26 protein-coding genes and 2 pseudogenes are annotated in these 26,197 nt (G+C 72.4%); 15 read left to right on the top strand and 13 right to left on the bottom strand.

Annotated features, from left to right (window positions below; genetic code table 11):
• The first annotated feature begins 143 nt into the window (after positions 1–143).
• Positions 144–809: a response regulator gene (locus tag OEIGOIKO_RS38615; protein ID WP_125057947.1), complete on the top strand. Its 666-nt coding sequence runs from the start codon at positions 144–146 to the stop codon at positions 807–809.
• Between the two features lie 208 nt (positions 810–1,017).
• Here the strand turns inward: OEIGOIKO_RS38615 and OEIGOIKO_RS38610 are convergent, their stop codons facing one another.
• Complete coding sequence (locus OEIGOIKO_RS38610; protein ID WP_031000187.1) at positions 1,018–1,191, bottom strand: CsbD family protein; 174 nt, start codon at positions 1,189–1,191, stop codon at positions 1,018–1,020.
• Positions 1,192–1,433: 242 nt separating this feature from the next.
• Between OEIGOIKO_RS38610 and OEIGOIKO_RS38605 the strand changes: the two genes are divergently transcribed.
• The 5 genes from OEIGOIKO_RS38605 (at position 1,434) to OEIGOIKO_RS38585 (ending at position 6,370) form a co-directional block, all read left to right on the top strand.
• Complete coding sequence (locus OEIGOIKO_RS38605) at positions 1,434–2,510, top strand: type I phosphomannose isomerase catalytic subunit (RefSeq protein WP_125057946.1); 1,077 nt, start codon at positions 1,434–1,436, stop codon at positions 2,508–2,510.
• Between the two features lie 319 nt (positions 2,511–2,829).
• On the top strand, positions 2,830–3,897 hold the full coding sequence (locus tag OEIGOIKO_RS38600) for a polyprenyl synthetase family protein (RefSeq protein ID WP_125057945.1): 1,068 nt from the start codon (positions 2,830–2,832) through the stop codon (positions 3,895–3,897).
• A gap of 79 nt (positions 3,898–3,976) precedes the next feature.
• The gene (locus OEIGOIKO_RS38595) at positions 3,977–4,876 is read left to right on the top strand and encodes a UbiA family prenyltransferase (RefSeq protein ID WP_125057944.1); all 900 of its coding nucleotides are present in this window, start codon (positions 3,977–3,979) and stop codon (positions 4,874–4,876) included.
• Between the two features lie 13 nt (positions 4,877–4,889).
• Positions 4,890–5,525 (top strand): ABC transporter ATP-binding protein, encoded by a 636-nt coding sequence (locus OEIGOIKO_RS38590; RefSeq protein ID WP_125057943.1) that lies wholly within the window; start codon positions 4,890–4,892, stop codon positions 5,523–5,525.
• Positions 5,522–6,370, top strand: a complete 849-nt coding sequence (locus tag OEIGOIKO_RS38585) for a hypothetical protein (protein ID WP_125057942.1) — start codon at positions 5,522–5,524, stop codon at positions 6,368–6,370. The genes OEIGOIKO_RS38590 and OEIGOIKO_RS38585 overlap by 4 nt, the downstream gene beginning before the upstream one ends.
• Here OEIGOIKO_RS38585 and shc read toward each other — a convergent pair.
• From shc to OEIGOIKO_RS38560, 5 genes are all read right to left on the bottom strand, one after another.
• Positions 6,367–8,355 (bottom strand): squalene--hopene cyclase, encoded by a 1,989-nt coding sequence (gene shc / locus OEIGOIKO_RS38580; RefSeq protein WP_125057941.1) that lies wholly within the window; start codon positions 8,353–8,355, stop codon positions 6,367–6,369. The two genes, OEIGOIKO_RS38585 and shc, sit on opposite strands and share 4 nt — an antisense overlap.
• A gap of 146 nt (positions 8,356–8,501) precedes the next feature.
• The gene (locus OEIGOIKO_RS38575) at positions 8,502–8,822 is read right to left on the bottom strand and encodes a DUF2752 domain-containing protein (RefSeq protein WP_218040035.1); all 321 of its coding nucleotides are present in this window, start codon (positions 8,820–8,822) and stop codon (positions 8,502–8,504) included.
• 56 nt (positions 8,823–8,878) lie between these two features.
• The gene (locus tag OEIGOIKO_RS38570; RefSeq protein WP_125057940.1) at positions 8,879–9,349 is read right to left on the bottom strand and encodes a CD225/dispanin family protein; all 471 of its coding nucleotides are present in this window, start codon (positions 9,347–9,349) and stop codon (positions 8,879–8,881) included.
• A gap of 58 nt (positions 9,350–9,407) precedes the next feature.
• Positions 9,408–11,798, bottom strand: coding sequence for a CHAT domain-containing protein (locus OEIGOIKO_RS43685; RefSeq protein WP_125057939.1), 2,391 nt, complete (start codon positions 11,796–11,798; stop codon positions 9,408–9,410).
• 23 nt (positions 11,799–11,821) lie between these two features.
• Entirely contained in the window at positions 11,822–12,583 is a 762-nt protein-coding gene (locus tag OEIGOIKO_RS38560) for a hypothetical protein (protein ID WP_125057938.1), read from the bottom strand.
• A gap of 195 nt (positions 12,584–12,778) precedes the next feature.
• Here OEIGOIKO_RS38560 and OEIGOIKO_RS43680 point away from each other — a divergent pair, with 195 nt between their 5' ends.
• The 4 genes from OEIGOIKO_RS43680 to OEIGOIKO_RS38540 all read left to right on the top strand — a co-directional run bounded on the left by OEIGOIKO_RS43680 (position 12,779) and on the right by OEIGOIKO_RS38540 (position 17,694).
• The gene (locus OEIGOIKO_RS43680) at positions 12,779–15,574 is read left to right on the top strand and encodes a helix-turn-helix transcriptional regulator (RefSeq protein WP_125057937.1); all 2,796 of its coding nucleotides are present in this window, start codon (positions 12,779–12,781) and stop codon (positions 15,572–15,574) included.
• Positions 15,575–15,745: 171 nt separating this feature from the next.
• The gene (locus OEIGOIKO_RS38550) at positions 15,746–16,657 is read left to right on the top strand and encodes a GAF and ANTAR domain-containing protein (RefSeq protein WP_246177843.1); all 912 of its coding nucleotides are present in this window, start codon (positions 15,746–15,748) and stop codon (positions 16,655–16,657) included.
• Positions 16,658–16,904: 247 nt separating this feature from the next.
• On the top strand, positions 16,905–17,480 hold the full coding sequence (locus tag OEIGOIKO_RS38545) for a hypothetical protein (RefSeq protein ID WP_125057936.1): 576 nt from the start codon (positions 16,905–16,907) through the stop codon (positions 17,478–17,480).
• Complete coding sequence (locus OEIGOIKO_RS38540) at positions 17,461–17,694, top strand: hypothetical protein (protein WP_125057935.1); 234 nt, start codon at positions 17,461–17,463, stop codon at positions 17,692–17,694. Before OEIGOIKO_RS38545 ends, OEIGOIKO_RS38540 begins: the two co-directional genes overlap by 20 nt.
• A gap of 224 nt (positions 17,695–17,918) precedes the next feature.
• Here OEIGOIKO_RS38540 and OEIGOIKO_RS38530 read toward each other — a convergent pair whose 3' ends face one another.
• The 3 genes from OEIGOIKO_RS38530 to OEIGOIKO_RS43335 all read right to left on the bottom strand — a co-directional run bounded on the left by OEIGOIKO_RS38530 (position 17,919) and on the right by OEIGOIKO_RS43335 (position 19,722).
• On the bottom strand, positions 17,919–19,094 hold the full coding sequence (locus OEIGOIKO_RS38530; RefSeq protein ID WP_246177715.1) for an IS4 family transposase: 1,176 nt from the start codon (positions 19,092–19,094) through the stop codon (positions 17,919–17,921).
• A gap of 62 nt (positions 19,095–19,156) precedes the next feature.
• Positions 19,157–19,495 carry a peptidoglycan recognition protein family protein gene (locus OEIGOIKO_RS43340; RefSeq protein WP_246177841.1) on the bottom strand — a complete coding sequence of 113 codons (339 nt, stop codon included), beginning with the start codon at positions 19,493–19,495 and terminating at the stop codon, positions 19,157–19,159.
• Entirely contained in the window at positions 19,492–19,722 is a 231-nt protein-coding gene (locus OEIGOIKO_RS43335) for a hypothetical protein (RefSeq protein ID WP_246177839.1), read from the bottom strand. The genes OEIGOIKO_RS43340 and OEIGOIKO_RS43335 overlap by 4 nt, the downstream gene beginning before the upstream one ends.
• A gap of 185 nt (positions 19,723–19,907) precedes the next feature.
• On the opposite strand from OEIGOIKO_RS43335, the gene OEIGOIKO_RS38520 reads away from it, so the two are divergent.
• Genes OEIGOIKO_RS38520 through OEIGOIKO_RS38510 form a run of 3 tightly spaced genes read left to right on the top strand, consistent with a single transcriptional unit; the run spans position 19,908 to position 22,055 of the window.
• On the top strand, positions 19,908–20,231 hold the full coding sequence (locus OEIGOIKO_RS38520; protein WP_125057933.1) for a WXG100 family type VII secretion target: 324 nt from the start codon (positions 19,908–19,910) through the stop codon (positions 20,229–20,231).
• Positions 20,228–21,517: a WXG100-like domain-containing protein gene (locus OEIGOIKO_RS38515; RefSeq protein ID WP_125057932.1), complete on the top strand. Its 1,290-nt coding sequence runs from the start codon at positions 20,228–20,230 to the stop codon at positions 21,515–21,517. Before OEIGOIKO_RS38520 ends, OEIGOIKO_RS38515 begins: the two co-directional genes overlap by 4 nt.
• Before the next feature lie 7 nt (positions 21,518–21,524).
• On the top strand, positions 21,525–22,055 hold the full coding sequence (locus OEIGOIKO_RS38510) for an SMI1/KNR4 family protein (RefSeq protein WP_125057931.1): 531 nt from the start codon (positions 21,525–21,527) through the stop codon (positions 22,053–22,055).
• Between the two features lie 145 nt (positions 22,056–22,200).
• On the opposite strand, the pseudogene OEIGOIKO_RS38505 reads toward OEIGOIKO_RS38510, so the two are convergent.
• Positions 22,201–22,491 (bottom strand): annotated as a pseudogene (locus OEIGOIKO_RS38505) (IS5/IS1182 family transposase); the annotation flags it as partial.
• A gap of 253 nt (positions 22,492–22,744) precedes the next feature.
• On the opposite strand from OEIGOIKO_RS38505, the pseudogene OEIGOIKO_RS41980 reads away from it, so the two are divergent.
• A pseudogene (locus OEIGOIKO_RS41980) lies at positions 22,745–23,053 on the top strand (peptide ligase PGM1-related protein); the annotation flags it as partial.
• Here OEIGOIKO_RS41980 and OEIGOIKO_RS44030 read toward each other — a convergent pair.
• Positions 22,943–23,239, bottom strand: coding sequence for a hypothetical protein (locus tag OEIGOIKO_RS44030; RefSeq protein ID WP_125057930.1), 297 nt, complete (start codon positions 23,237–23,239; stop codon positions 22,943–22,945). The pseudogene OEIGOIKO_RS41980 and the gene OEIGOIKO_RS44030 sit on opposite strands and share 111 nt — an antisense overlap.
• Positions 23,240–23,269: 30 nt before the next feature.
• On the bottom strand, positions 23,270–25,255 hold the full coding sequence (locus OEIGOIKO_RS43675) for a sigma-54-dependent Fis family transcriptional regulator (protein ID WP_125057929.1): 1,986 nt from the start codon (positions 25,253–25,255) through the stop codon (positions 23,270–23,272).
• 325 nt (positions 25,256–25,580) lie between these two features.
• On the opposite strand from OEIGOIKO_RS43675, the gene OEIGOIKO_RS38490 reads away from it, so the two are divergent.
• The gene (locus tag OEIGOIKO_RS38490; RefSeq protein WP_125057928.1) at positions 25,581–25,916 is read left to right on the top strand and encodes a hypothetical protein; all 336 of its coding nucleotides are present in this window, start codon (positions 25,581–25,583) and stop codon (positions 25,914–25,916) included.
• 40 nt (positions 25,917–25,956) lie between these two features.
• On the opposite strand, the gene OEIGOIKO_RS41975 is transcribed toward OEIGOIKO_RS38490, so the two are convergent.
• A complete protein-coding gene (locus tag OEIGOIKO_RS41975; RefSeq protein ID WP_167745392.1) occupies positions 25,957–26,115 on the bottom strand; it encodes a hypothetical protein in 159 nt (52 codons plus the stop codon).
• Between the last annotated feature and the right edge of the window lie 82 nt (positions 26,116–26,197).

The following is a 26,197-nucleotide window of genomic DNA, read 5'->3' as shown; positions in this document are numbered from 1 at the left end:
GGTCCGCGTCGCCCGTGCGGCGGTGATCCGGCCCCTTACTTCCGTCAGGGGTCCCTGACGGAAGTGACGGGCCCTCGCCGATCGTCGTACCGGGGCTCCGGCTTCCGCACCGAGGCCCTCCGGCCCGTCGTTAGACTGCGCCGATGGTCCGGGTACTGCTGGCTGACGACGAGGCGATGGTCCGTGCCGGGGTGCGCGCCATCCTGGACCGGGACGGGGCGATCGAGGTCGTCGCTGAGGCGGCCGACGGGCAGGAGGCGATCGACGCCGCGCGCGGGGTGCGGCCGGACGTGGCCCTGCTGGACATCCAGATGCCGGGGCCGGACGGGATCGCGGTGGCCGGCCGGATCTACCGGGACCTGCCCGGCACGGCCGTGGTCATGCTCACCACGTTCGGCGAGGACGAGTTCATCACCCGGGCGCTGCGGGCGGGAGCCGACGGGTTCCTGCTCAAGGCGGACGACCCGCGGGAGTTGCTGGCCGGGGTGCACGCGGTGGCCGCCGGCGGGGCCTATCTGTCGCCGAAGGTCGCCGCCCGGGTCGTGGCGGGGCTGCGCGGCCTACGGCCGGCCGGTGCCGGGCGGGCCGTCGCGCCGCTGCCCGAGGGGCGGCTGACGGAACGTGAGCTGGACGTGCTGTCCCTGCTCGGCGCGGGTCTGTCCAATGCCGAGATCGGCCGCCGTCTGGGGCTGGTGGAGGGCACGGTGAAGGCCCATGTCAGCGCGATTCTCGGGAAACTCGGCGTACGGAACCGGGTGGAGGCGGCCATCTCCGCGTACGAAGCGGGGCTGGTCGTCCGCGCTCATTGAGTTCCGCGGGAAGGCCCCGGATCCGGTCCCGGGAGAAATGGGCCGGGCGGTGGTCCGGCGGGAATTCCGCCGAGCCACCGCCCGGAACTCTGAGGTGTACGCACAGCACCGCGTACGTGTTTCAGAGGGTCGCGCAGAAGACTGCGCAGGGGGCACAAAGGGTCACGTCAGGACGCTGCGCCTGGAAGGGGCAGTCACACCGGCAACGTCACCGCTTGAAGGCGTCCTTGGCCTTCTCGCCCGCCTCGCGTATGTCGCCCTTGGCGCGTTCCGCGCGGCCCTCCGCCGTCATGCGTTCATTGCCGACGGCACGGCCGACGTTCTCCTTCACCGCGCCCTTGGCGCGCTCGGCCTTCGTGGAAGTCTTCTTCTCGGCGGTCATGGTCGCGCTCCTTTTCGGTCGAGCCGTTTCCCTTGACAGTCAGTCGCGTGCCCGTAGGTCCGGCCGGTAAACAGACCGATTTCGAACGGCCGGAAACTCCGCGTCGACCAGGGCGCCACGGGATTCCGGTACAGGATTCCGGTACGGGATTCGGCCGGTCCGCGCAGGGCACCCGCCCCAGGGCGCGCCAGTGGTCGGCGTAATGAATCCGGACGCGCGGAAAGCAGGGGTGTACTCGAACGATGAACTGGTATCCGATGCGGCTGACCACACCGGTCAAGCAGCACGTCTTCGGCGGCCGGGCCGTTCCCGAACGGCTCGGCCGGACCGGGCTGCCCGCCGGGCCGGTGGCGGAGACGTGGGAGGTCAGTGATGTCGAGGGGGAACACTCCCACGTCCTGAACGGCGCGCTGGCCGGTCACACCTTGCGGGAGCTGGCCCTGAGCCACCCCGACGAGCTGGTCGGGCGCGGCTGGCGCGGCCCCCGCTTCCCGCTGCTGACGAAGTTCATCGACGCGCACCGGCCCCTGCCGGTCCACCTGCACCCGGACGACGCGGCGGCCCGTGAGCGGGAGGGCGAGCCGAACGGCAAGACGGAAGCCTGGCACATCCTGTACGCGCCGCCCGGCAGCACGGCGCTGGCCGGCGTACGGCCGGGCGTGGACCACGAGCGGCTGCGGCAGGCACTGCTCGACCAGGACTTCGACGCGGTCCTGCGGCGCCTGCCCGTGCGCGCGGGCCAGACCCTGTACGTCCCGGGCGGCACCCCGCACAGTTTTGGCCCCGACACCCTCGTCTACGAGATCGAGCAGACCTCCGACCTGCAACAGCACGCGATGCGCCACCGGATGGAGGACGGCGCGCCGATCGACGACGCGCAGTGGCGGGCCAACGTCGAGGCGCTGCTGTGCGAGTGGAAGCCGGAGCACCGTCCGGACTTCCACGGCGGGCTGCGGCTGCCGGCGGAGGGCGGGGTGGAGCGCCGGATGCTGTGTGCCGGGCCGTACTTCGCGCTGGAGAACTGGCGGGTGCGGGCGCCGGGGGACGCCGTGCCGGCGTTCGACACGTGCGTGGTGCTCAGCAACATCGGCGCCGCGACGGAGGTGACGTGCGGGGCGGTGCGGGAGACCCTCGGCCCGGCCGAGACGCTCCTGCTGCCCGCCGCGGCGGTCTCCGGCGTGCGTATCCACGGTCCGGCCGACGTGCTCCTCGGCTACCTCCCCGACCTGGAACGCGACGTCCGGGCCCCGCTCCGCGCCGCGGGCCACGCACCCGAAGTGATCGCCGCGCTGGGCGAGGGTCTCGGCACGGCGGCGTGAACCCTGCCTCCGCCCAGCGTTTACTGCAAATAGGGAAAAACACGCCTGTACAGGCATGTTTTCCTCGGATTTCGGTGTACATCAACTAGGCCCGCTCTTCGTTCGGAAGCACGGGCAGAAGTTGACCGAAGGATTGGATGAATGAACAAAACGCGCGTTCGGCCGGCCCAGACCTCGCCGGCATTGGCCCAGTCGGGCCGTGCTCACCGCGGCTTTGCGGTGCCGGGGGCCCGGCGGCCCTGCGGCCCGTCCGGCAGCGGTCCGCACCTCGTCGGGCACACGCCCGAGTCGGCCCTCGGAGCGGGGACACGCCCTTCCGATGCGCACTGAGACGCTTCCGGTCGAGTCCGAGTTCTTCGCCCCCCGCGCCGCCATCGACGACCTGTTGTCCTCGTTCCTGACGGAGAGGGCGCAGACCTCCGAGGTGCCCGGTCAGTCGGCGCTCGTCCTCCTGCTGCGCGACTTCATCGACGGGGGCAAGCGGGTCCGCCCGCTGCTGTGCGTGGCCGGATGGCGCGCCGCGGGCGGCGAGGGAGACCCCGCGCAGGCCGTCAGGCTGGCCGCCTCCATCGAATTGGCGCACGCCTGCGCCCTCGTGCACGACGACATCATGGACGCGGCCGACAGCCGTCGCGGACGGCCCTCGGTGCACCGGCAACTGGCCGACCGGCATCCCCTGCCGGAGATGGCGGACCGTTTCGGCACCAGTGGCGCCATTCTGGTGGGCGACCTCGCCCTCGTCTGGTCCGACGAGCTGCTGCACACCACGCTCATGCCGGACGCCCACCGCGTCGCCGTACTGCGCGTCGTCGACCTCGCACGCGCCGAACTGATCGCCGGCCAGCACCTGGACCTGCTGACCACCGGCGATCTCGACGTGAGCATGGAGACGGCGCTGACCGTCGTCCGCTACAAGACGGCCAAGTACACCATCGAACGGCCCTTGCAGGTCGGTGCCGCCCTCGCGGGCGCCGACCAGCGGGTTCTGGACGCCTGCAGCGCCTACGGTGTGCCCCTCGGCGAGGCGTTCCAGCTCCGGGACGACGTGCTCGGGGTGTTCGGCGACCCGGACCGGATGGGCAAGTCACACCTGGACGACCTGCGTGAGGGCAAGTGCACCAGCCTCGTCGTCCGCGCGCTGCGGGCCGCCGCTCCGGCGCAGGCCGACCGGCTGCGCGCGCTGATCGGCGACCCCGGGCTGGACGACCCGGGCGCCGCGGAGGTCCGCGACATCCTCACGAGCACCGGGGCCCGGGCCGACGTCGAGCGGATGATCGAGGAGCGGTACCGGCAGGCGCTGGACGTCCTGGACGGGGCGCCCTTCACGCACAGCGCGGTGCGCACGCTCAGGGCCGTCGCGGAGGCGGCCGTCCACCGCACGGCATGAGCGCGGCGGCCGCGTCCGCCGACGGCACCGCGAGCCGAGCGGACCGGGACCCGCTGCCCGACCAGTACGGAGCCGCCCCATGACGACCCCGACGACGAGCGCCTCCACGACGGTGGCACAGACCGTCTGGCGGGAGATCCGCCTGAGCTGGCTGTTCATCCGCGTCGACCGCTGGACCACGGTCTTCCCCGCCACCTGCTTCGTCGTGGCGGCCACCGTCCACGCGCGGCTGCCGCTGGGCGAGGCCGCGGTCGCCGCGGCCCTGGGGGCGGTGTACTTCTGGCTGTTCATCTACGAGCACACCCTGGCCAACCAGCTCGTCGGCGTCGAGGAGGACCGCCTCAACAAACCCTTCCGGCCGCTGGTCACCGGGGAGAGCACCGTCCGGGGCGCCCGGCTGCGGCTGATCGCCGTCCGGATCACCTTTCCCGTGTACGGCTACTGCCTGGGCGTGCTGAAGTGGGCGCTGATGTGGCAGATCCTCTCCCTGCTCCAGCACGAGTACGGTTGGGGCCGCCACTGGCTGGGCAGGAACCTGTACGCCGGGATCGGGGTCATCGCCCAGCTGATGGCCGCGTGGGAGATCGTCACCGCGCTCACACCGGACGCCTGGCGCTGGATCGTGACGCTGACGATCACGGTGACCTTCCTGATGTCCGTCCAGGACCTGCGGGACCTGCACGGCGACCGCGCGGTCCGCCGCTCCACCATGCCGCTGGTCTTCGGCGAACTGCCCACCCGGATCTTCCTGTGCGCCGGTTTCGCCGTCGGCCCCGTGTTCATCCACCACTTCCTGATGGCGCCCGCCGGGCCGCACTGGTGGGCCGTCGCCACCGACGTCTTCCTGTGCGGCCTGAGCCTGCTGCTGGCGGTCCGGGTGCTGCTCCTGCGCGGGCCGGAGCACGATCAGCGCAGTTACCGCCTGGTGGAGCAGTGGTACACCTTCGCCCTCGCCGCCTCCATCTACACACTTCGCTGACGAAAGGGCCCATGTGCCGTCAGAGGTCACGCAACGGCAGTCACGGCTGCGCATCGAGGGCGTCTGGAAGGCGTACGGTCGCAGGCAGGTCCTGCGCGGCGCCGACCTCGACGTACCGCCCGGGGCGCTGGTCGGTGTGGTCGGCGAGAACGGCGCGGGCAAGAGCACGCTGCTGCGCATCGCGGTGGGACAGCTGACACCCGACCGGGGCACGGTGGTACGCGCCGGGGCGGTGGGGTACTGCCCGCAGCAGGCCGTGCTGAACGATTCGTTCACCGTCCTGCAGCATCTGCGGTTGTTCCAGGTGGCCTACCGGCTGCCGTCCCTGGCGCGGGCCTACGAGCTGATGGACGTCCTGGGCTTCGCCGGCTGCGGGCGCCGGCGGACCGGGGAGCTCAGCGGAGGGACACGGCAGAAGCTGAACCTGCTGATCGCCCTGATGCACGACCCGCAGCTGCTGGTGCTGGACGAGCCCTACCAGGGCTTCGACTGGGACACCCACCAGCGCTTCTGGGCGCTGGCGGCCCGTTTGCGCGACGCGGGCCGCTCGATCGTCGTGGTCTCGCACCTGCTGCACGACCTGCACCACTTCGACGCGGTCCGCCAGCTGCGCGAGGGCCGCCTGGAGACCGAGGAGACCGCCCGATGAGGCCGTACCCGGCGGCGTTCGCCGAGATGCTGCACTGCACGCTCCTCGGCCAGCTGCGCAACCGCATGGCCCTGCTCCTGGCGGTCGCCTTCATTCCCGCGTGGATCGCCGTGGCCCGCCTGTGCGCTTCGGACCGGGAAGTACGTTTTTCCCTGGACTCCCTCGGCACCCGAGCCGTCTCGCAGGCGAGCCACGTCAGCCAGGTCGTCAACGCGCTCGCCGCCGTCACCCTGGTCACCGGCTTCGTGACGTTCATGGAGACGTTCAAGGCCGGGGAGATGGACCGCCGGCTGCTGCTGGCCGGCTACCCCCGCGTCCCCATGCTGCTGGCGAAGGTCACCGCCGTCGCCATCATCGCCGCTCTCCTGGCCCTGTACACCGTGACCGTGCTGGGCGCCTCCGTGCCCGTACGGCAGTGGGGCCCGGTGGCCCTCGGTCTCCTCGGCGCCGGCCTCGCGTACGGCGGCATCGGCCTGCTGCTGGGGTCGCTGGTCCGGGGCGAGCTGGAGGGCTTCTTCCTCGTCATCATGCTCAGCCTGGTCGACACCGGCCTGCAGAACCCGGTCTTCACCGTGGTCGACCTGTCCGGTCTCGAAGTGCTGCCCCTGTACGGCGCGAACCAGCTGACGCTGGCCGCCGCGTTCACCTCCGGCACCCCCTGGTCGCACAGCCTGCTCTCGCTCGCCTGGGCCGCCGCGACCAGCGCCGCGGCCCTGCTCGTCTTCCACGTCCGCACGCGCTCCCACTGCGCGGTGGGCGCCGCGGCCACCGGGGTTCCCGCACCGGTGACCGCGGCCGGTCCGCCGGAGGCGGCCGTGCGGGCCTCCCTGCGGCGGTCCCGTTAGGGGGTGTCCTCCGGGCCAGGCCGGTGGGCGTAACGGGCCAGGGCCATGAGGGGGAAGACATGCCGGTAGCACCCGTAGCGGCAGGCCACGGCCCGGGGGACGAGTACACCGGTGAACTGCGGTTCCTCCCAGGTCCCGGCGTCCGTCTGCCGGTCGGTCAGGTGGCGCACCCCGGCGCGCGCCGCGTCGCTGTCGTGTTCCCCCGCGGCGAGCAGTCCGAGCAGCGCCCAGGCGGTCTGCGACGGGGTCGAGGAGCCATGGCCTAGACGCTCCGGATCGGCGTACGACTCCCAGTCCTCGCCCCACCCGCCGTCCTCGTTCTGCACCGACGTCAGCCAGGCGACCGCACGCCGGACGGCGGGATGGTCCCCGGGCGTCCCGGCGGCGGCGAGGGCCTGCAGGACGCTGCCGGTGCCGAAGACGTGGTTGACGCCCCAGCGCCCGGACCACGCGCCGCTGGCCTCCTGCTGCCCGAGCAGCCGGCGCACCGCGCGCCGGGTGGCGGGGTCCCGCTCCATGCCGAGGGCCGCCAGCATCTCCACCACGTGGGCCGTGACATCGGCGGTCGGCTGGTCGGCGCAGTACTCGCCGAAGTCGAAGAAGGGAAGCTTGCTGGGCAGGGAACTGGTGTTGTCGGCGTCGAAGGCCCCCCACCCCCCGTTCGCGCTCTGCATGCCCAGGCACCACCGCACCGCCCTGCGCACGGCGCCGTCGACGCGTGCCGGTTCGGGGTGATCGACGCGGAGCAGCGCGAGGACCACCTCGGAGGTGTCGTCGAGGTCGGGATAGTTCTGGTTGTGGAACTGGAAGGACCACCCCCCGGGAGCCAGGTGAGGCCGCCGTACGGCCCAGTCGCCGGGCCGGTCGGTCTGCCGGAGGAGCAGCCAGTCCGCGGCCTCGACGAGCGCGGGGTGACCGGCGGGCAGGCCGGCGTCGCGCAGTGCCGTGATCGACAGGCAGGTGTCCCAGACCGGACCGTGCACGGTCTGCAGTTGCCGCACGCCGTCCGCGGGCCAGGACGCGCAGTCGTCCAGGAAGCCGAAGGCGGCCTTGAGCACCGGGTGATCCGTGGAGTACCCCTGCAGGTGCAGGGCGATGACCACCCAGGTGGTGATGGGGGTGCACGCCCCGAAGCTGCCGTCCGCCTCCTGTCGTTCGACAAGCCAGCGGGCCCCCGCGTTCGCCGCGGTCCTGCGCACCGGGCGGGGCGTGACTCTGCGGTACGCGCGCAACGCGGTGTTCGCGCGCCGGAAGACGCCCTCCCAACTGATGACCGGGGCCGCCGTACGGCGCGCGGGGTCGGTGCCGTCGGACGTGGCGAAGAGCTCGTCGATGCCGAAGGGGACCGGTCGTACGAACCGGTGCGCGCTGATGATGCTGAGGGAGACGAGCGCCTGGCGCATCACGAAACCGAAGGAATAGATGTTCAACGGCGCCCACTTGGGCACGGCGATGATCTCCGGCGGGACCTCGGGCAGGTCCTCCCAGCTCCACAGGCCCAGCATGGCGAGCCACATACGGGCCTCCAGCGGGGCGGCCGCGACGCCGCCCCGCTCGCGTACCCGTGCCGCGCTCCGGAGCATGTGCTCCTCGTCCGGACGGTGCCCGGCGAGCCGGAGCGCCACGTACGCCTGCACGGTGGTCCCGAGGTGGCCGGCGCCGTCGAAGACGAGCGGCCAGGAGCCGTCCGCGCTCTGCTGCGACCGGATCCACCGGCCGCTCGCGGCGGCCACCCGCTCGTCCAGGACGCCCAGCAGGTGCCGGAGGAACAGGTCGTGGGCGTCATAGCTCACGTCCGTGCTGAAGTTCTCCTCCCACCAGCCCCCGGTGTGCTGCCGGGCCAGCAGGTGATCCGTGGCCCGCAGCACCGCGCGCCGGGCCGCTTCCTCCGTCCCGTCGGACGGGGGGCGCGCGAAACTGATGCCCGCCTCCCCCACCGGAAGCGGGCTCTTCTCTCTCGCCGCGTCGTCGGCCGTCGTCGTCATGGAACTCCTGCACCTCGCTGGTGGTCCGGACACCACGAAGCTGCCCGCATCTCCCGAGTGGTCTCACCAGGCGCGCGGGATATCACCTGTCTGCCGCTGTCTGCCCCACGAAGGGGTACCCCCGCTCCCCGGGCAGCCCGCGCGGGTCATACGCAGTTGCGCAGCACGCCCCAGAGGAGCAGGACGGCCACGGCGGTCACGCCCGCCCACACCGACGTCAGCACGGGCGGCCGGCCCCGGACCGCGCGCAGCCAGGAGAACAGGGCCAGGGGCAAGGCGGTGACGAAGAGCGCGTTGTGGGCCAGGGCGGCGGCCACGTCCCCCTGGGTGAGGTCGCGCAGCGCCCGTAAGGTGCCGCAGCCGGGGCAGAGGAGGCCGGTCGCGGAGCGGAACGGACAGCTGGGGTAGTGACCCGGTGCCTCGGGGTCGCGGAACGCCACGAGCGCCGTCAGGGCGGCGAACAGCACGGCGCCGGACCAGGCTTCGAGCGTCCGGCGCCGGGCGCGGTGCGGCGCGGGCCCGTTCAGTAGCCGCCGCCCGCGGCGTTGGCGAGGATGACGAGGAGGCCGCCGACGAGGCCGATTCCGAGGCTGATGAACGTCCACAGCTTCGCCTTCTTCGACGCCGCCTCGGCACCGGCCCAGTCACCGGTGCCGGCCTTGGCGTTGACCTGGGTGGCGAAGACGATGGCGGCGATGCCGGTGGGCAGGAAGCAGAAGAGCGTCACCAGGATCGCCGGGATCAGGTAGTTCTGGGGCGGCCTGGCGTACTGCTGGTACCCGGGGCCGTACTGCGGTGGCTGGTACTGCGACTGCTGGTACTGGGGCGGCTGGTACTGGGGCGGCTGGTACTGGGGCGGCTGGTACTGGGGCGGCTGGTACTGGGGCGGCTGCTGGGACGGTTGCGGGGGTCCGGTGGGCGGTGGCTGGGACTGTTTGGTCCAGGGGGTGTTGTCACCCCAGTCCTCACCGGGCGGGCCTTGCGGATAGGCCATGACGGCCTCCTTGTCCAGTGGTACCAATGGTTCCGGTCGTTGAAGCCTCCGGTCTCGGTCATGGGGTTTTTCCGGTGTCCGGCCCCGAGGGGGCGACGGTGTGCGGATGCAGCTGTACGAGGCCGTCGTCGGCCGCGGTCAGTACTGTGCCGTCCTCGCCGGTGAAGGCGACGCCGACCGGGTGCCCGATCTGCTCGGTTCGGTCCAGCGGAGCGCCGTCGCGGTCCCAGCGGACCAGGACGCCGTCGTCACTCACCGCGGCGAGCACCGTGCCGTCCGCCGCGAACGCCAACTGCCGTACGGCGCCGCCCTGGTGGACGCGGTGCAGCAGCCGCCCGTTCCAGGACCACGCGCGGACCCGGCCGTCGGGGCTGCCGGTGACGAGCCGGTCGGCGCACCCGGCGAAGGCGCAGACCGGCTGCGGGTGCGGCCACTGCGCGGTGGTCCGCCCGTGCACGTCGAGCCGGCGCACGACGCCGTCGCCGGTGCCCGCCAGCAGGCTCCGGTCGCCGGGCGCGAAGGCCAGGCAGGGCACCAGGGGCCCCGGAGCGGCCACCAGACTGCGCACCGTACGGCCGTCGGCGTCGTACACCTGGATCCGGTCGCCGCCGCCCGTGGCCAGCCAGCGGCCGTCGCCGCTGAAGGCCAGCGCGGTGGTCTGCCCGGCGTGCCCCGGCAGGGTCCGTACGGGCACCTCCGTCTCGATGTCCCAGACGACGGTGGTACCGCTTTCGTGCAGTGTCGCCAGGGCGCGCGGCCAGGGGCTCCACGCCAGGCGCAGGGCGGGCCCGTGCCGGCCGAAGGCGCACTCCGCCAGCAGTTCCGGCGGCTCCAGCCGGAAGACCCGCAGCGAGCCGTCGGCACAGGCGGCGGCGAGCAGGCCGCGCGGGCCCAGGGCGACGTGCGAGCAGGGACCGAGGCCGGGCAGCAGTCCGGGGGCTCGGGGCGGGCCGGCGGGGCCCGGGGGGAAGACGGGGGGCGTGCGTGCGGGCGTGGGGGTGGGCGTGACGGGTGCGGCAGGGGTGGCGTGCGGCGGCGTGGCCGGGTCGGCGCGGAGATACCGCGCGAACTTCTCCCGGACGCCCGCCGTCCAGGGCTGTGTCCGGGTGGGCAGGGCGGCCGGGGCCGGCTGGTACGGCGGGTACGCGGGCGGGGGCGGGGGCGGGGGCGGGGCCGGCGCCGAGGGCTGCGCGGCCGGTCCGGGATCCGGGACCGTACCCCCACTCCCCTCCCCCGCCTCCCCCGCCTCCCCCGCCTCCCCCGCCTCCCCCGCCTCCCCCGTCTCCATCCCTTCCGCGTCCGCGTCCACCTCCGTACCCGCCCCTGCCCCTTCCCCTGCCCCCGTGTCCGCCTCCGGCACCACGAACAGTCGCGCCTCGTCGGAGTGCAGGAACAGCACCGGCGTGGCCCACTCCAGGCTGCCGGGCAGCGTCATCTTCACGCTCTCGCGTGCCAGCGTCATCGCCCGGTCGACCGGCAGTCCGCGGGCCGTGCCCGTGTAGAAGGAGGACGCGAAGGCGACCGCGGCCGGGTCGGTGATCTCGTACTGCATCGCCACCACCGCGGGCACCCCCTCCCGCATGATCTTCGCGGCGGTGCTGCTGAAGACGCCCTCGGCGCCGCCGGCCGCCGACTCGCAGGCGTTCAGGACGACCAGCCGCAGCTGCGGGCTGTCGTGCACCAGGCGGCCCAGGTCCGTACCGGAGACGTGCATCGCGGTGCCGTCCTCGGCGGACAGCTCCAGGTACCCGGACCCGGCCTCGGGGTCGAAGCCGCCGTGGCCGACGAAGTGCAGGACGTGCGGGGCGCGGGTGCGGACCGCTTCGGCCAGTTCGTGCCAGCTGTCGCCGTGCAGCCAGTCGACGGCGACGTCGGGGCTCAGCCGCCGCAGCGCCTGGGTGATCTCGTCGCGTTCCCGCTCGCTCTGGAGGGTGGGCAGGTCCGTGGGCCGGGAGAGCACCCCGAGGACGCGCAGCGGTGGCGTCATGCGCAGCGGCGCCGGGGCCCCCATGAGCTGCGGGGAGCGGACGACCGGCATCCGCAGGGCCAGGTAGCTGTCCCGCGCGTACGGGTCGACCGCGAACTCCCAGGGGATGGCGCAGACCTGCGGGCCCTCCAGGCCCAGTACGACGCGCAGCGGTTCGCCCTGCTGCCGGGCCTGTTCGCGGCAGCGGTCGAAGAGCAGCCGGATGTCACCGGACAGCACGGTGTCGGAGAGCCGTTCACCGAAGTCCCGGACGCTCTGCTCCACCAGGGAGGCGCGGCGGGTGACGACCGTACCGGCCGACCGGAACAGGGCCATTCTGATCTCGGAGAGCAGCAGCGGCAGGGCGTCGGGCGCGTACGGCGCGCGCACCTTGGCGCCGGCCCGGCCGAGCGGTGACGTACACATGATCACCCACTCGTCCCGGACCTCGAACACGTCCAGGTGGAACGGCAGTCCCTCCATGCTGCCCCCTCCCCCGCGTGCCGTCACGCGTCTCTGGTCAGCGCCTCCAGGACGCGCCGGGTCTTGCTCTCCTGTTCGAGGTCCGGCTCCAGCCCCAGCTGCCGGAGCAGGGCCAGCAGCGACGCCCGGACGACCTCGGAGCCCTCGGGCTCCACCCGCTCGGAGACTTCCAGCCAGTCCAGCGGCGGTCCGGTGCGCGGGGCCACCGACCAGCGTTCGACGGTCAGTTCGTGGTGCCGGCGGCGGACGTCGCGCCAGCGCTGGGCGCGCACCGGCCCGTACACGGTCAGCTCTTGGAAGTCGACGGCGAGGTCGGCGCAGTCGGCGAGGAAGCGTTCCTGGGCGGCGGAGAAGGCGGTGTGCAGCGGGCGGTGCCCGGAGGTCACCGCGTCGACGTCCTGGCGGTCCCGGGTCCGGGTGAGGGAGGCCGCGAGGACCTGGCGCTCGCCCGCCCAGTCGCTCTCCAGGCGGAGTTCGTCGTCGCCGTGCCGGTGGAAGTCCAGCCAGTGGGCGGGGACACGGGCCCGGCGGCAGGGCCGGAGTTTGGCCGTGGTGTCGCCCTTCTTCCCCTGGCGGGAGCGCAGGCGCAGGATCACGCCGGCCTCCAGCAGCGGCAGTTCGCCCGGATGGCGGTGGCGGGGACCTTCGCAGAAGAAGACCTGGCACCAGACGCCCCCGTCGTCCGGTGCCAGAGCCTTGGCGGCCACCTCCGCCCGCGCGCCGGAGAACGTGGCCTTGATCTCGACCGCGTCCAGCCGAGGAACGGGCCCTGCGGAGCCTGTCATGACGCGCCCCCCGTGTTCTCCGTGTCCGCGCGTGCTGCCACTCAACTCCTCGTGCGGCGCGCGCGCTTCGGGGAGGTCCCCACATGTGTCCGCAGAATGTGCGAGGCCCTTCAGGGGCGCTTCCCGGGAAGGCATGATGGTCCCGGCGCCGGAGTACGGGCCGCACAGGGCACCTGCGAGCGCCCGGGGGGCGACATGGACGGCAGGCGACGGACTTCCGGCTGGTCCCGGCTCTCCCGCCCGGCGGGGCCGGGCCTGGTGGGCCGCGGGCGCGAACGCCGTCTGATCGACGATCTCCTGGCCGCCGGGGCGGACGGGGGTGCGGCGCTGCTGCTGTGGGGTGAGCCCGGGGTGGGCAAGACGGCGCTGCTGGAGTACGCCGCCGAGCAGGCCGGGGAAGCCGCCCTGTGGGCGCGGGGCATCGAGTCGGAGACGGTCCTGCCGTTCGCGGCGCTGGCCGACCTGTTGCTCCCGTTTGGTGCAGAATTCAGGGAACTCCCCGGGGTGCAGCGCGCGGCGCTGGAATCGTGCCTCGCCCTGTCGGGGGAGCCGCTGGCCAATCCGTACGCGGCCTGCATGGGCGCGCTGAACGTGCTGGCCGCGCTCGGCGAGAAGAAGCCGGTGGCGGTGCTCGTGGACGATCTGCAGTGGGTCGACCCGTCCTCCCAGCGGGTGCTGCTGTTCGTCGCGCGGCGGGTGGCGGGCGAGCGGGTGGCGCTCGCGTTCACCTCGCGCGAGGAGCCCGGCGAGCCGGGCGCGCCGCACAGCCTGCCGTCCGTCGAGGTCACCGGGCTGTCGCGGAGCGAGTGCGGGCAACTGCTGCGGCGGTCGGGCGTGGTGACGGCGCCGGCGGTGGAGGCGGACCTGGTGAAGATCAGTGGCGGCAATCCGCTGGCCCTGCTGGAGGCCGCCCGCTCCCTCACCCCGGAACAGGCGCGCGGCGAGGAGCCGATGCACAACCCGCCGTCGCTGGGGCGGCACCTGGAGCGTGCCTGGTCGGCCCGGATCAACGCGCTTCCCGAGGCCACCCGGCAGGCCCTCACCGTACTGGCCGCGCACCGGTCGACCGAGCTGGCCGGGCTGTGCGAGGCGCTCGGGGTGCTCGGCCTGTCGCTGTCGGCCCTGTGCCCGGCCGAGGAGGACGGCCTGGTGACGGCGGCCGGAGACGGGCTGGACTTCCGGCATCCCGTCCTGCGCCCGCTGGTGCTCGGGCGGGCGCCGCTGGCCCACCGGCTCGCCGCGTTCGGCGCCCTGGCCCAGGTCACCCGCGGCCCGCTGCACGCGTGGTACCGGGCGGCGGCCGCCACCGGTCCCGACGCACCGGCCGCCGCCGCCCTGGCGGAGGCGGCGGAAGAGGCCCGCAGACGCAGCGCGTTCGAGGAGTCCGCGCTGGCCTGGCGGCGGGCCGCAGAGCTGACCGAGGACCGGGTGGCACGCGCGGACCTGCTGCACCGCGCCGCGTCCGACGCCTTTCTGGGCGGCTCGGCGTCCAGTTCCCAGTGGTGCGAGGAAGCGCTGCGTACGACGACGGAGCCCTTCGTGCGCGCCGACATCGAGCTGCTGCTGGGGCGTATCCACACGTGGAACGGCGAGCCCGCGCGCGCCTACGAACTCCTCGCCGAAGCCGCGCGCACCATCCGCCGCACCGATGCCGTACGGGCGTGCGTCCTGCTCGCCGAGGCGGTGGTGCCCGCCAGCATGGACGGCCGGGTGGCCGCCGCCGTGCGGACCGCCGAGGATTCGTTCCGCCTGGCCTCCGAGTCGGGTCCGGACCGCTGGCTGAGCATGGCCCTGCTCGGATCGGCGCTGGCGGTCTCCGGGCAGATCGGCCGGGGCGTCGCCATGCTGGGCGCCGCCGACGGGCACTGCACCGGCGACCCCGTACGCAACCAGCAGCTGTACGCGCTGGCCGGGCAGGCGTGGAACTGGGTCGAGGACCGGGACCGCAGCCGTCGGCTGCTCAACTCCGCCGTGGAGTCGGCCCGCCGGCACAGCGCGCCCGGCGTGCTGCCGTTCACCCTGGCCGTACGCAGCGATCTGGAGGCCCGGGTCGGCCACTGGAACGCCGGGTACGGCGACGCCACCGAGGCCCTGCACTGGTCGGAGGAGCTGGGCCAGATCTCCTGCGTCGGCTACAGCCTGGCCTGTCTGGCCCGGCTGGACGCGCTGCGCGGCGACCGGGTGCGGTGCGAGGAGCAGGTCGGCCGGGCCCGGCGGGAGGTCGGCGGGTACGGCATCGGCTGCCTGGAGAGGCATCTGACCGCCGCGCTGGGGCTGGCCGCGCTCGCCCAGGGTGACCACTGCGCCGCCGCCGACCAGCTGGAGCAGAGCTTCGCGCTGGTCACCGCGCAGGGGGTGGGCAATCCGCTGGTCGTGCCGTGCGCGGCCGATCTCGTCGAGGCGCAGCTGCGGACGGGCGACACCGCCCGCGCCGGGGAGGTCGCGGACTGGCTGGAGGAGCGGGCACGGGCCACCGGGCTCGCGGCCGCGGAGGCCGCAGCCGCCCGCTGCCGGGGCCTGCTGGCCGCGTCGTACGAGGCCGCGCGGGCCGCGTTCGCCGCCGCGCTCGCGGCGCACGAGCGTACCCGGGAGCCGTTCGAGCAGGCCCGTACGCTGCTGTGCGAGGCGGAACTGCTGCGCCGCTACCGCCACCCCGCCGCCGCCCGGGCCCCGCTCGCCTCGGCGCTGGCGCGCTTCGAGAGCCTGGGCGCGGTGCCGTGGGCGCGCCGGGCCGCCGGTGAACTGGCGGCCACCGGCGCTCCGCCGACGGCGCCGGCCGCGCCGGACGGCGTGTGGGAGCTGCTCACGCCGCAGGAGTTCCAGGTGGCCCGCGCGGTGGCCCGCGGCCTGAACAACACCGAGGCGGCGGTCTCGCTCTTCGTCTCCCGCAAAACGGTCGAGGCGCACCTCACGCGCGTTTACCGGAAACTGGGCGTCCGTTCCCGGACCGAGCTGACGCGGCTGATGGCGTCCGGCGAACTGGTCGACTGACGCCCGTCGCACACTGAGTGACCCTTGCCACAAGCCGCCCGAAATGTCTACTTCCTTCGGGGCGTTCCTGGTGGATGGGTTAGGTTCGCAGAGGTCGAGGTGCCGCCCGAGCAGCCGACCGCTGACTGCTCGCGGCGCCCTGGGAACGGCCCTATCAGGGAGAGTATCGACATGCACGAGCCAGTGGACCCACCCTCAGCGGCGCACGGCCCCGACCCGGCCGCCGTACCGGCGGACGCCGACGGGACGCGGATGCCCGAGTCGTCGGAGATCGACCGGCTCCGCCGGGAAGTACGGGACCTGCGGGGCAAACTGCGCGCGCATCCGCTGATCTCCCAGGCGCAGGGGATGCTCCAGGAGCGCTACCGGCTGCCGGACGCGGACGCCGCGTTCGAGCTGATGAAGCGCTGTTCGCAGCAGCACAACCTGAAACTGCGCAACCTCGCGTCCGCCGTGGTCTCCGTCCCCCGCCCCGACGACGAGCGGGGCCTGTGGTTCCCCGGCCGGTCCGGCCGGACGCCTCCCCCGCTGAAGTTCCTGCCCGGTCACCGCCCGGACAAGGTCAACCGCAGCACCGTCCTGAAGCGGGTGCTGCACCAGGCGCTGGCGTTCACCGAGGCGCCCATGGGTGATCTGCAGGTGGTGGAGTCCGCCGTCGGTCTCCAGATGGCGCACCATCGCGGGCTCAGCGAGGAGTTCCTCGACTTCTTCGCCGTGGTCGAGGAGGGCACGTCCTGCTCGCTCGCCGCCCGGCGCCGGGCCCGCGTCGTCTCGGACGTCGCCACCGATCCGGCGATCAGCGAACCGGCCCGCGAGATGATCCTCGCGGTCGGCAGCCGCACCGCACACAGCCTGCCGATGCTCTCGTCCGCGGGCCGAACCGTCGGGGTCTTCTCCCTCCACCTCCCCCAGCCGGGACGGGACCTCACACGGGTACAGGCCACCGCGCTGGACGGGATGGCGGCCCAGGCGGGCCGATGGCTGGAGTGGCACCAGCACACGATCCTGCTGAACGCCCTGGAGGACCTGCACCGGCGCGGCAGGGACCTGCGGTCCGGGCCGGGCCGGCGGCGTACGGAATAGCGGATACGGGCGGCCAGGACCGACCGCGCCGGAGAGCCCCGTGCCATCGGCTGCTTGCCATGCCGGCGCGCAAGGTCAGGGCGTCGAGATGGCTGGGGGGTGCCAACGTGGCACTGGGTACGGCGGACGACGGCACGGGTCGGCGGGCGAGGCGGCCGCGTTCCGGGAACTGCGAAAGCGGCTGCGCGGACCGTTCGGGAGCGACGGGGTACGTGCGGGCGACGGGCCGCCCGGGGTCGTCGTGGTCGTGCCGAGCTTCATCCTCGACCAAGCCGGGATGGACAAGGCCCCCGGGGGCCTCCACTACGAGGAACGCCTGCTCGCCTTCCTGCACCTGCTCCGCGACCCGCGCCGTCGTCTCGTGTACGTCACCAGCCTGCCGCTGCCCGAACCGCTGGTCGCCTACGCTCTCGGGCTGGATCGTTCACTGTCCGTCCCGGACGCCCGGCGCCGACTCGTCCTCCTGGACTGCGGGGACGACCGCCCCGCCCAGCTCACCCAGAAGGTTCTCCGGCGCCCCGGCCTGCTGGCGCACATCAGCGGCTTGGTGCGCGAGCCGGAGGACGCCTGCCTGCTCGCCTTCAACGGTTCGCGGCACGAGCGGTCACTGGCCGTACGGCTCGGCGTGCCGCTGTACGCGTGCGAACCGGACCTGGCGCACCTGGGGACCAAGAGCGGCGCACGCGCCTTGTTCAAGTCCGCCGGTGTGCCCGTGCCACGCGGCGTCGAAGGGTACGGGACCGGACGACCTGGTCGCCGCGCTCGCCGAACTCCGGGCGGCGCACCCGGACGTGGACCGCGCCATGATCATCCAGCTGAATGACGGCTTCGGTGCCGACGGCAACGCGATGTTCACCTTCCGCGGGGCGCCTCGGGGCAGCGGCGCCAGGCGCTGGATCCAACATGTCCTCCCGAACCGCATCGAGTTCGCCACTCCGCCCGACACCTGGGCGCACTACGCCGGGAAACTGGACGTCCTGGGCGGTGTCGTGAAGGAGTTCCTCCACGGGCCGAATCTCGACAATCAGCACCTCTAGAGGCAATGCCGTTGCGTTATCGGTGCAGGATTCATGGTGCGCGGATGACGATGGCTTCGGCGGGGTTGCTGGCGGGCTGGGGCCAGGTGCGGTGTTCGGCTCGCTTGAGTCGATAGTTGGACATCTTGCGTTTGACGACACGGGGCTGGCTGCGGATTCGTCGGGGTGGCAGCAATCGGGCAAGAAGGTCGTCCCGGAGCCGTGCGAGGGCGGCGACAAGCAGTTCAGGGGGAAAAGACGCCCGGCGTGGTGGTGACGCTGCGCCGGGCGGCCCGCAGGGTGTCGGTGAAGGAGATACGGTCGGGATCGATGCCGCGGGCGGCGGCAGTTCTGGTCATCAGTTCCCGCAGCGCATGGTGGACCAGCAGATGGGCCCAGATCTGCTGGCGTACTCCGTCGGGGGTCCTGCTCGCCAGCACCACCCCGGCACCGCGCTGGTGAGTCTTGATCTCACCGAGGACGGACTCGATCTCCCAGCGTTCCCGGTAGAGTCCCGCCAGCTCGCGAGCCGGATACCGCCCGGCGTCCAGCAGGTCGGTGACCAGCCGGTATCCGTCCGGATCGGCGCCAGGCACCCCCTGGAGCCGGTAGGCGATCACCCGCACTCGCACGGGATGGTTCTTCTTGCCGTCGGTCTGTGCATGGATCGCGGAGAGCCAGGAGCCGTCCGGCAGGTGCTGCTGCACCGGCAGCACCCGGTTGGCCGGCACCCGCCACAGCAGATGGCAGCCGGTGGCGGTGAACGCCTGCCATAAGGGCACACCGAGGAACTCCCGGTCGGCCAGGACCAGCTGGCCCGGCCCGCACGAGCGGACCAGGCGGGCGGCCAAGGTGACCTCGCCGGTGCGGCAGCCGGCCACCTCCGCGTCCAGGACCGCATGGGTGCCGACCTCGACCAGAGCGGCCATCCTCACCTGCGGGAACGCGGCCTTGTTGCCGGGACGGGTGTTGCCCGGACGGCCGAACTCCTGCTCGTTGGCCGGTGTGTCGGCCGCATCCCAGCAGGTCCCGTCCACCGCGAGCAGCCGCAGCCCGCGCCAGAAGGCCCCGGGCACCCCCTGCCCGGCCAGCGGCCGGGCGGTGGCGGCGAACAGCACCCGCAACGGCTCCGGCCCCAACCGGTCCCGCGCCCGAAACAGTGACGACTTCGCCGGCAGACGCCAGTCGCCCCACAGCCCCGCCCCGCGCAGCCCTTCCACCAGATGCCGCAGCACCTCCAGATACGAGGCCGGCGAGAACAACGCCAGACCGAGCATGAAGTACACCGTCAGCCGGGCCGGCAACAACCGCCTGCGCTGTTCGGACCGTCCGCACGCCGCGACCACCCGGTCCACCAGACCCGGCGGATACAACCAGGTCAACACCCCAAGACCCGTCAGCTCGGGCACACTCTCGGCCACCGGCACCACCCCCGACACCGTGCCAGCACAGTACGCCTACCGATAACGCAACGGCATTGCCTCTAGAGGGTGTCTGAGAAGTCCTGGTTCGATGTCCTGGTTCGATGTCCTGGTTCGATCTTCCCGTGCCACCATTCCCTGCGCCCGATCACGGATCGCTCCGTCCAGCCGTGGAGGCGGCAAAGAGCAGCAGCCCACCGCACGGCCGCGTCGAGCTGCACCTCGGGCCACGGGTCCGTGCCGGTACCGCGGTTCACCAGTTCCAGGCCGTAGAAGCGGGCGTTGCCGTCCTTGGTGGCCTGCCGGCCGGGAGCGGAGACCGTTCTTCGATCACCGCTTGCAGGACCAGAGGATCCCCCAGACCCGCAGGAATGACATCCGAAGCCCACCACGTAGATCATCCCATCGTGCCCACGCCGTGACACAGCGGGCCAGGCAGGCCGGGGCGGCTTTCGTAACACAGTTCACGGAGGCCGTGGAACCGGAACGACGCAGTGTGATGGAGCATCACGCCGTGCACGCCCTCCCAGGGCCCCTGGCGGTTGCGGTGGTGGGTCCGCCAGCTGCGGTACTCCCGCACCCGGCAGCCCTCGGTGCGCAGTGCCATGAGGAACTGGACCGCCGCCATGGGATCCCACCTCCTCGCCATGAAGACAGACAGCCCGCTCGGTGTGTTGAAGAAGCCCAGCCTCCCGCCCGCGCGCTGCTTATTTGAATTGCGAACAGCACTAGCCGGGACAGCGACGGAAGCGTTGTCAGTGGCTCGCGATAGGTTGTGGGTACACGCGAAAGCACAGTTTCTGGGGGGGTCCTATGGCCGGTGACGGCTTTGACGTAGATACGGACCAGCTCAAGTCCGCTGCGCCGCGTTTCCACCGGGAGGCGGACGCGCTGGCGAAGGCGACGGCGAGACTTAAGGGCTCGCTGGACGGGCTCGGTTCGCCGTGGGGGAACGACGAGCAAGGCCAGAAGTTCCAGCACATGTATGCCCCGCACCGCGAGCAAATAGAAAAAGCCGTCCAAGCCTTGGTCAAGGGACTGGAAAGTATCTCCAAGGCCATGAAGGACATGGCGGACAACCACGAGGAAGCAGACCGCTCCTCCTCTTCCAGCTTCGGCAAGGGCGGTGGAAAGTGAGCGCCGCCGACAAGGCCAAGGAGATCGTCCAGGACCTGACCGGCATGTGGTGGCCGGAAGGTGACGAGGACGAGCTGCGCGAGGCCGCCCGTACGTGGCGGACGTTCGCCGATGAGGTCAAGGACGTCACCGCCGCGGCGCACAAGCCCGCCCAGGACGTCATCGACAACAACAAGGGTCCGGGCATCGAGGCGTTCGGCGAGTTCTGGCGCAAGTACCACGGCGGCGGCAAGGGCTACCTGGACGATGTCGCGTCCGCGGCGCAGGACATGGCCAAGGCCCTGGACAAGTTCGCCGACGAGATCGCCGAGGCGAAGAAGAAAATCGAGCACGCGCTGGAGATCGCGGGGGCGGTGCTGGTCGCCGGGACGGCGCTGGCCCTGTTCACCGGCGGCATCAGCGAGCTGGCGGCAGCAGGCGCCACCGAGGCGATCGTCGCCGCGGCCAGTACTGCTGGGGTCGCGGTGTCTGCCACCGTGACCGAGATCGCGGGAACCGTCCTGGCCACCGCAGCCATCGGCGGCGTCGAGGCGATCACGGTGGACGTGGTGGTGGCGCAGGGCGGCCGCAACCTGCTCGGCGAACAGAAGGGCGTCAACCTCGCCGAAATCCGGGACGCCGGCGCCTCCGGCCTGCTGATGGGCGGCGCATTCGGAGGAGCCGCCCGAGGTGTCAGGGCGGTGCGCGACGCCGGTGGCATCAAGAACGTTCTTGGTGGCATGAAGCTGAACGGCCTGCGGGACTTCGAACTGACGCTGCCCAACCTCGGCGGTCCGCGTCTGTCGATGGCCGGCATGGAGTCTGTCGGGCCTACCGGGCGCCCGTTGATGCGGAGCGCTCAGCACGGTGGAGGCGGGGGCGGAAGGACGCCTCAGAAGCCGATTCCCTCGTACTGCAAGCCACCTGACAGCATGGGGCGGGCGACCGGCGTGGAAACGCATATCAGCCGGGACATGCTGGACACCGGGACCAAGGCGTCCAGACGGGTGAAGCCGCCGGGCTGGATCGGCGACACGGCCGGGCACACGCGCGGGCACCTACTGGCGCGGTCGCTCGGAGGCGACGGCCGGGCGGAGACCAACATCGTGATCATGTATGACAAGGCCAACAACGAAGTGATGGAAAAGCTGGAAGAGCGAATCTACGAGACTGTCAGTAAACGTGGTGATGTCGAGTACTCGGCCTCACCTGTCTACGCACGTCCTGACGACATCATTCCCACGGGCGTTCATGTCAGAGCTGTGGGGCCCGGTTTGCACATCGACCAGACCATCATCAACAAGTAGGTAGGACATGACTGATCTCGACATCTTGGCAGCATTTCCGGCAGCAGGCGAACTCGGCCCGGTCCTGAACGACTGGGAGGAAGCCGAGACGGTTCTGGGCACCACGTTCCCACCGGCCTTCAAGGCATTCCTCACAGCCTTCGGAGGTGCGAAGTTCGATGACTTCCTGCGTGTCTACCGGGCGGGCGCTGAGAACGAGCATGTGGACCTGGTGGCCATGACGCTTGCAGCACGGAAAACGATGGAGGATTCGCGCCCCCATATCCGTGCCCTGCTCAAGGAGCGCGCGGTCCAGCCTTCACAGCTCATCCGCTGGGGAGGCACGGACAACGCGGATATGTGCTTCCTGGTCCCCCACGCCGACCCGGACCGCTGGTGCGTACTGATCGTCATTGGCCGTGGCAACGAGTTCGACCTGTACGAAGGGCCGGTGGAGAGCTACCTGCTGCACGTCCTTCGTGGTGACCTCGTCAGTGACGTCTTCCCCGAAGACTTCCCTGACGAAGACCCCGGCTACGAGCGCAACCCCTGGATCTGAGCCGAAGACCGCGGCAGCCGGCCCCGGCCCGCAGGGCCGCCCTGCCCAGCACCGGCACAGCAGGGCGGCTTGTGCAGCATTCAGTCCAAGAAGTGCTCGGTGTTGTTGAAGTTGAAGCTGATCCACACCGGGCTCAGAAGTTGTTTCAATTGGTAAGCTTGCGGTAGCTGATAAGTGCTGTGGCGATGCCGACGAAGGCGAGGAAGTGTTCGGCCTTGCGCTCGTTGCAGCGGTGCAGGCGACGGCACCCGGCCGGCCAGGAGACGGTTCTCTGGACCATCCAGCGGTGGCGGATGCCGCGTTCACGGAGCCATCTCCGCAAGTGGTCGTAGTCATAGCCTTTGTCCGCGTGGAGCCTGGCCGGTCGTCGGCGACGGGGCCCGCGGCGGGAGCGGATGAGCGGGATGCCCCGCACCAGCGGCTGCAGTCGCCACGAAGATGATCGCGGCCAGCGCCTCGCGATCTCCCGCCCACCGCCGGCCACCCCCGTGTAGGCGCTTGACCTCCGTGGTCGGCACCACCCGTCGGAACAGCACCCACAACTCTCCCGGCGCCAACCACTCAACCAAGCCCGTCATGAAGCACTCAACGACTCACGACGTAGACGGTGCGGCCGGGCGAGACCCTGTCCCTCCCCGCACGGGCGGAGTACCGTCCGGCGCTGCGGTAACTGGCCCACCGGGCGGGCCGTGCCCTCGCCGCCGCGGGCATGGTCGGTGTCGCCAGTGTCGACTTCGTCTCGGTGCGCGGCACGTCCGGATCCCGGCAGCACGCCGTGGAGATCAACCTGCGGATGGGCGGCGGCACGGCGCCCGGACCGGGGAGTTCATGACCCCGGAGGGGGAACCGCGCTGTTACGTCGCCTCCGATCGTCCGCACCGGGACTCCTACCGCTCGCTCACCCCGGAGCAGTCCTCGACGCCGCCTCCCGCGCAGGACTGCTCTACCGGCACGAGGACCGCCGAGGGGTCATCCTGCACATGCTGGGCGCCCTGCCCGGCTTCGGGAAGCTCGGTGCCGTCGCCGTCGACCGTACGGCCGAGGCGGCGCACGGGCAGTTCCGCCAGCTCGTCGCTCTGCTGGACACGCTGGGGCCGCCGGGCGCCGCCGCCCCAGGCACCGGGTGCTCCGTACGCCCGCCGGCCGTGCGGAGCAGCTATCCGGAGCCGGGCGGCGCGGAGCACGTCGTGGGGCGGAGCCCGCCGCCCTGCGCCTCACCGGGCTCGCGCGGGTGCCACGGTGACACCGTAGAGGCGGATCTTGCGGTAGATGGTGGCCCGGGAGATGCCCAGTTGCCGGGCCGCCGCGTCGCGGTTGCCCGCGGCGTCGTGCAACGCCCGTACGATCGCGTCGCGTTCGGCGGCCTCCCAGGGAGTGAGGGTGCGGCGGCAGGAGCTGTGGCACTCCGGCGCGAGGTCGTGCGGTTGCAGGTCGGCCTGCCGTCGCCCGCGCGCCGCCTGCTGGAGCACCCGGCTCAAGTGCCGTACGTTGCCCGGCCAGTCGCAGCGGGTGAGGACCTGCATCGCCGCCGGGGTGCAGGAGACGGTGCCGCCGTGGCTGTGCCGGGCCAGCAGCGCGGGGACGAGGTCGCGGATGTCCTCGGGACGGTAGCGCAGCGGTGTCACCGCGACCGTGCACGGGAAGACGGCGCTGTCCAGTGCCGGGGGTGCGGCACCGGTCGGGGCGGCTGCCGGGACGGGTCCCTGCCCGGGGGCCGTGTACAGGCCGGCGACCCACGGGCCGGTGCCGCGGTCGCGCCGCGCCTCGGCGAGCAGCGTCTCCAGACAGGACATCAGTTCCCGGTTCGCTGCTTCCAGATGCTGGAGCACCACCGTGCCGTCCTCGTCCCGTAATGCCTCTTCGGCGCGGGCCAGGAGGTCGGCGGTGTCCTGATGCGCCGTCAGGTCGAGGACGTGCAGCCGCTTCCGGGGCCGTACCCAGTGGTGGGCGGCGCGCACCAGGGCCAGCTTGCCCACCCCGGCCTCGCCCACCACACGGGTCGGCAGCCGCTGCCGGCAGGCGGAGACGACGTCCCGGCTCGCCGAACGCCAGGACGGCGAGCGGCCGGCCAGGCCCGGCAGCAGAGCCGGGAGCGGCGCCGGGGTCGGCTGTGCCCCGGTGCGCCCGCCGGGGGCCCGGTCCGGCGCGGCGGGAGCCTCCCGGCCCTCCGCCGCCGTCATGCCGACGACGCAGCCGATCGGCCGGTCGGGCGGGCCGACCAGGGTGCAGCGGATCCGTACGTCGGCGCCGGAAGCCAGTCGCAGCGTCACGTCGACGCGCTGTCTGCGGCTGCCCGCCGGTGCGGCCAGCAGGTCGGCGGCGAGCGCGCCCGCCTGGCGCAGGTCCTGCGGCTCCAGGAGGCGTACCGCCTCGGTGTTGGCCGTCCGCAGGGTGGGCGTCACCAGGAGCACCGGGCCGCTGGTGCGCCGGCCCGCGGCGAGGAAGGCGTCCAGGGCCGCGCGCTCCTTGCCGGAATACCGGTCCAGCAGCCGCTCCTCGATGTCGGCGGCGGCCTGCCGTACCACCGCGGCCATCAGCGGGGAGGCGTCCTGCCGCAGGCACGTCAGGTTGACGACGCCTTCCTGCCGTCCGGTGAGCGGATTGCGTACGGGGATGCCGGCGCACGCGGCGCGCTGCAGCGGCCCGGCGAAGTGCTCGGCGCCGAAGACGGTGCTCAGCCGCCGTTCGGCGAGCGCGGTGCCGATCCCGTTGGTGCCGACGGCCTCCTCCGCGTAACTGGATCCGGGGACGAGGTGCACCCCGTCCATCAGGCGCACGACCGCCGTGTCACCGCCCCGGCGGGACAGGACCCGGGCTTCGGAGTCCGCGAGGACCACGCCGGCCGTGCAGTCGGCGAGAAGCTGCTCGACGTGGTCGAGGACCGGCGCCGCCGCGGCCAGGAAGCGGCTGTCCCAGTCGATGTGCTGCTCCACGTGCGGGACGTGCAGCCGGTCGGCGTCCACCGCGTGCAGACGGCAGCGTCTCCAGGAGGTGAGGACCGTTTCCCGGACCCGGGGGTACGGCACTCCGGGGGCCGCGGCGCCGGGGGTGGCCGGAGCGGGGGAACCGGCGGCAGCGGCGGGGCCGGCCGTGCCGCGCCCGTCCGGTCCGCGCGCCGCTGCCGGCGCCTCCACGGCACCGCTGAGCATCCGCTCGCGGGCCCGCATGGCCGCTTGCTCGGGGAACTGCCGGAAATCCATGGTTGCAGACATGCCCCGGGGGCCGAACCGCGATCCCCGCGAGCGGGCTCGTTCGCACCACCGTGTACGGCGCTTCTCTTCCCCGGCCGGAAAACCCTCCGGGATGGAGGGTGTCGCCGCCGTACCGTCTCAGAGTGAGACAGCCCGCACCACCGGTGGCGTGCTGTAATTCCCAGTGCGGCCACCCGACTCCGAGCGCCGTACGAGGGCGTGGACGCGACGCCCGGCGCGCGGCCCCGGCACCGGCCCGGCGCGAACGGCCGGGCTGACCGGGGGTGGCCGCGGCAGCCCCGGCCGTACCCCGACAGACACCCGAGGACCGCCCATGCCGAGCACGCCGCAGGAGCCGACCGTGACAACGCGCTGGAACGGACGTCCCCCGCTGCCTGACGCGAGCCGGTGCCCTGACCCGTACACACTGCGGCTGACCGAGGCGAACCGGTCCGCGCTCGCCGACCTCTTCGCGGCGCTGGACATGCTGGAGAACCTGATCGGTCAGATCCGGGACCACGCGCACGACACCGTGGCGGGCGCCCACACCTGTCTCGCCCAGTCCCTGCACCAGGTGCAGACCAGCCTGGCGACCGTGGAAGCACTCGATCAGCTGACCCGCCGTCCGCTGCCCCGGCCGGCGCCGCCGCGCGGCAGCGGCCGGGCCTGAGCGCAGCCGCGCCAAAGGCGGGCCGTTCACCGGCCGGCGGTCAGTCCCGGCCCGCGCGGAGCTCGCTCCAGTCCAGCAGTTCGTTGGCCTCGCGCTCCGTCTCCTTGGCCAGCTGGCGCACCTGCGCCAGTACGTCGCCGTGCTCCTCGATGAGGCTCTCGTAGATCGGTGGGCCGGCGGGCAGGCGGGCAGCGGTCATGTGGGGTCAGTCCTCGAACCATTCAGCCGCACCGTCCCCCGCCCGCGGCGGGAGTGCGCATGCGGAAACTACAACGACGCCG

Origin of the sequence: Streptomyces paromomycinus, assembly GCF_003865155.1 — a bacterium.
Lineage (GTDB): Bacteria > Actinomycetota > Actinomycetes > Streptomycetales > Streptomycetaceae > Streptomyces > Streptomyces chrestomyceticus.
The sequence above is the reverse complement of the archived record's forward strand: the minus strand, read 5'-3'. Positions and strand labels throughout refer to the sequence as shown.

Bases quoted from the DNA above. Each gene is read 5' to 3' on its own strand.
- OEIGOIKO_RS43340 (WP_246177841.1), bottom strand. From the start codon at position 19,495: ATGATCTACGTGGTGGGCTTCGGATGTCATTCCTGCGGGTCTGGGGGA.
- OEIGOIKO_RS38490 (WP_125057928.1), top strand. From the start codon at position 25,581: ATGCCGAGCACGCCGCAGGAGCCGACCGTGACAACGCGCTGGAACGGA.
- OEIGOIKO_RS43335 (WP_246177839.1), bottom strand. From the start codon at position 19,722: ATGGCGGCGGTCCAGTTCCTCATGGCACTGCGCACCGAGGGCTGCCGG.
- OEIGOIKO_RS38605 (WP_125057946.1), top strand. From the start codon at position 1,434: ATGAACTGGTATCCGATGCGGCTGACCACACCGGTCAAGCAGCACGTC.
- OEIGOIKO_RS38595 (WP_125057944.1), top strand. From the start codon at position 3,977: ATGACGACCCCGACGACGAGCGCCTCCACGACGGTGGCACAGACCGTC.
- OEIGOIKO_RS38540 (WP_125057935.1), top strand. From the start codon at position 17,461: ATGATCATCCAGCTGAATGACGGCTTCGGTGCCGACGGCAACGCGATG.
- OEIGOIKO_RS38510 (WP_125057931.1), top strand. From the start codon at position 21,525: ATGACTGATCTCGACATCTTGGCAGCATTTCCGGCAGCAGGCGAACTC.
- OEIGOIKO_RS38560 (WP_125057938.1), bottom strand. From the start codon at position 12,583: ATGACAGGCTCCGCAGGGCCCGTTCCTCGGCTGGACGCGGTCGAGATC.
- OEIGOIKO_RS38600 (WP_125057945.1), top strand. From the start codon at position 2,830: ATGCGCACTGAGACGCTTCCGGTCGAGTCCGAGTTCTTCGCCCCCCGC.
- OEIGOIKO_RS43685 (WP_125057939.1), bottom strand. From the start codon at position 11,798: ATGGAGGGACTGCCGTTCCACCTGGACGTGTTCGAGGTCCGGGACGAG.
- OEIGOIKO_RS43675 (WP_125057929.1), bottom strand. From the start codon at position 25,255: ATGGATTTCCGGCAGTTCCCCGAGCAAGCGGCCATGCGGGCCCGCGAG.
- OEIGOIKO_RS38610 (WP_031000187.1), bottom strand. From the start codon at position 1,191: ATGACCGCCGAGAAGAAGACTTCCACGAAGGCCGAGCGCGCCAAGGGC.
- OEIGOIKO_RS41975 (WP_167745392.1), bottom strand. From the start codon at position 26,115: ATGACCGCTGCCCGCCTGCCCGCCGGCCCACCGATCTACGAGAGCCTC.
- OEIGOIKO_RS43680 (WP_125057937.1), top strand. From the start codon at position 12,779: ATGGACGGCAGGCGACGGACTTCCGGCTGGTCCCGGCTCTCCCGCCCG.
- OEIGOIKO_RS38585 (WP_125057942.1), top strand. From the start codon at position 5,522: ATGAGGCCGTACCCGGCGGCGTTCGCCGAGATGCTGCACTGCACGCTC.
- OEIGOIKO_RS38520 (WP_125057933.1), top strand. From the start codon at position 19,908: ATGGCCGGTGACGGCTTTGACGTAGATACGGACCAGCTCAAGTCCGCT.
- shc (WP_125057941.1), bottom strand. From the start codon at position 8,355: ATGACGACGACGGCCGACGACGCGGCGAGAGAGAAGAGCCCGCTTCCG.
- OEIGOIKO_RS38550 (WP_246177843.1), top strand. From the start codon at position 15,746: ATGCACGAGCCAGTGGACCCACCCTCAGCGGCGCACGGCCCCGACCCG.
- OEIGOIKO_RS38615 (WP_125057947.1), top strand. From the start codon at position 144: ATGGTCCGGGTACTGCTGGCTGACGACGAGGCGATGGTCCGTGCCGGG.
- OEIGOIKO_RS38570 (WP_125057940.1), bottom strand. From the start codon at position 9,349: ATGGCCTATCCGCAAGGCCCGCCCGGTGAGGACTGGGGTGACAACACC.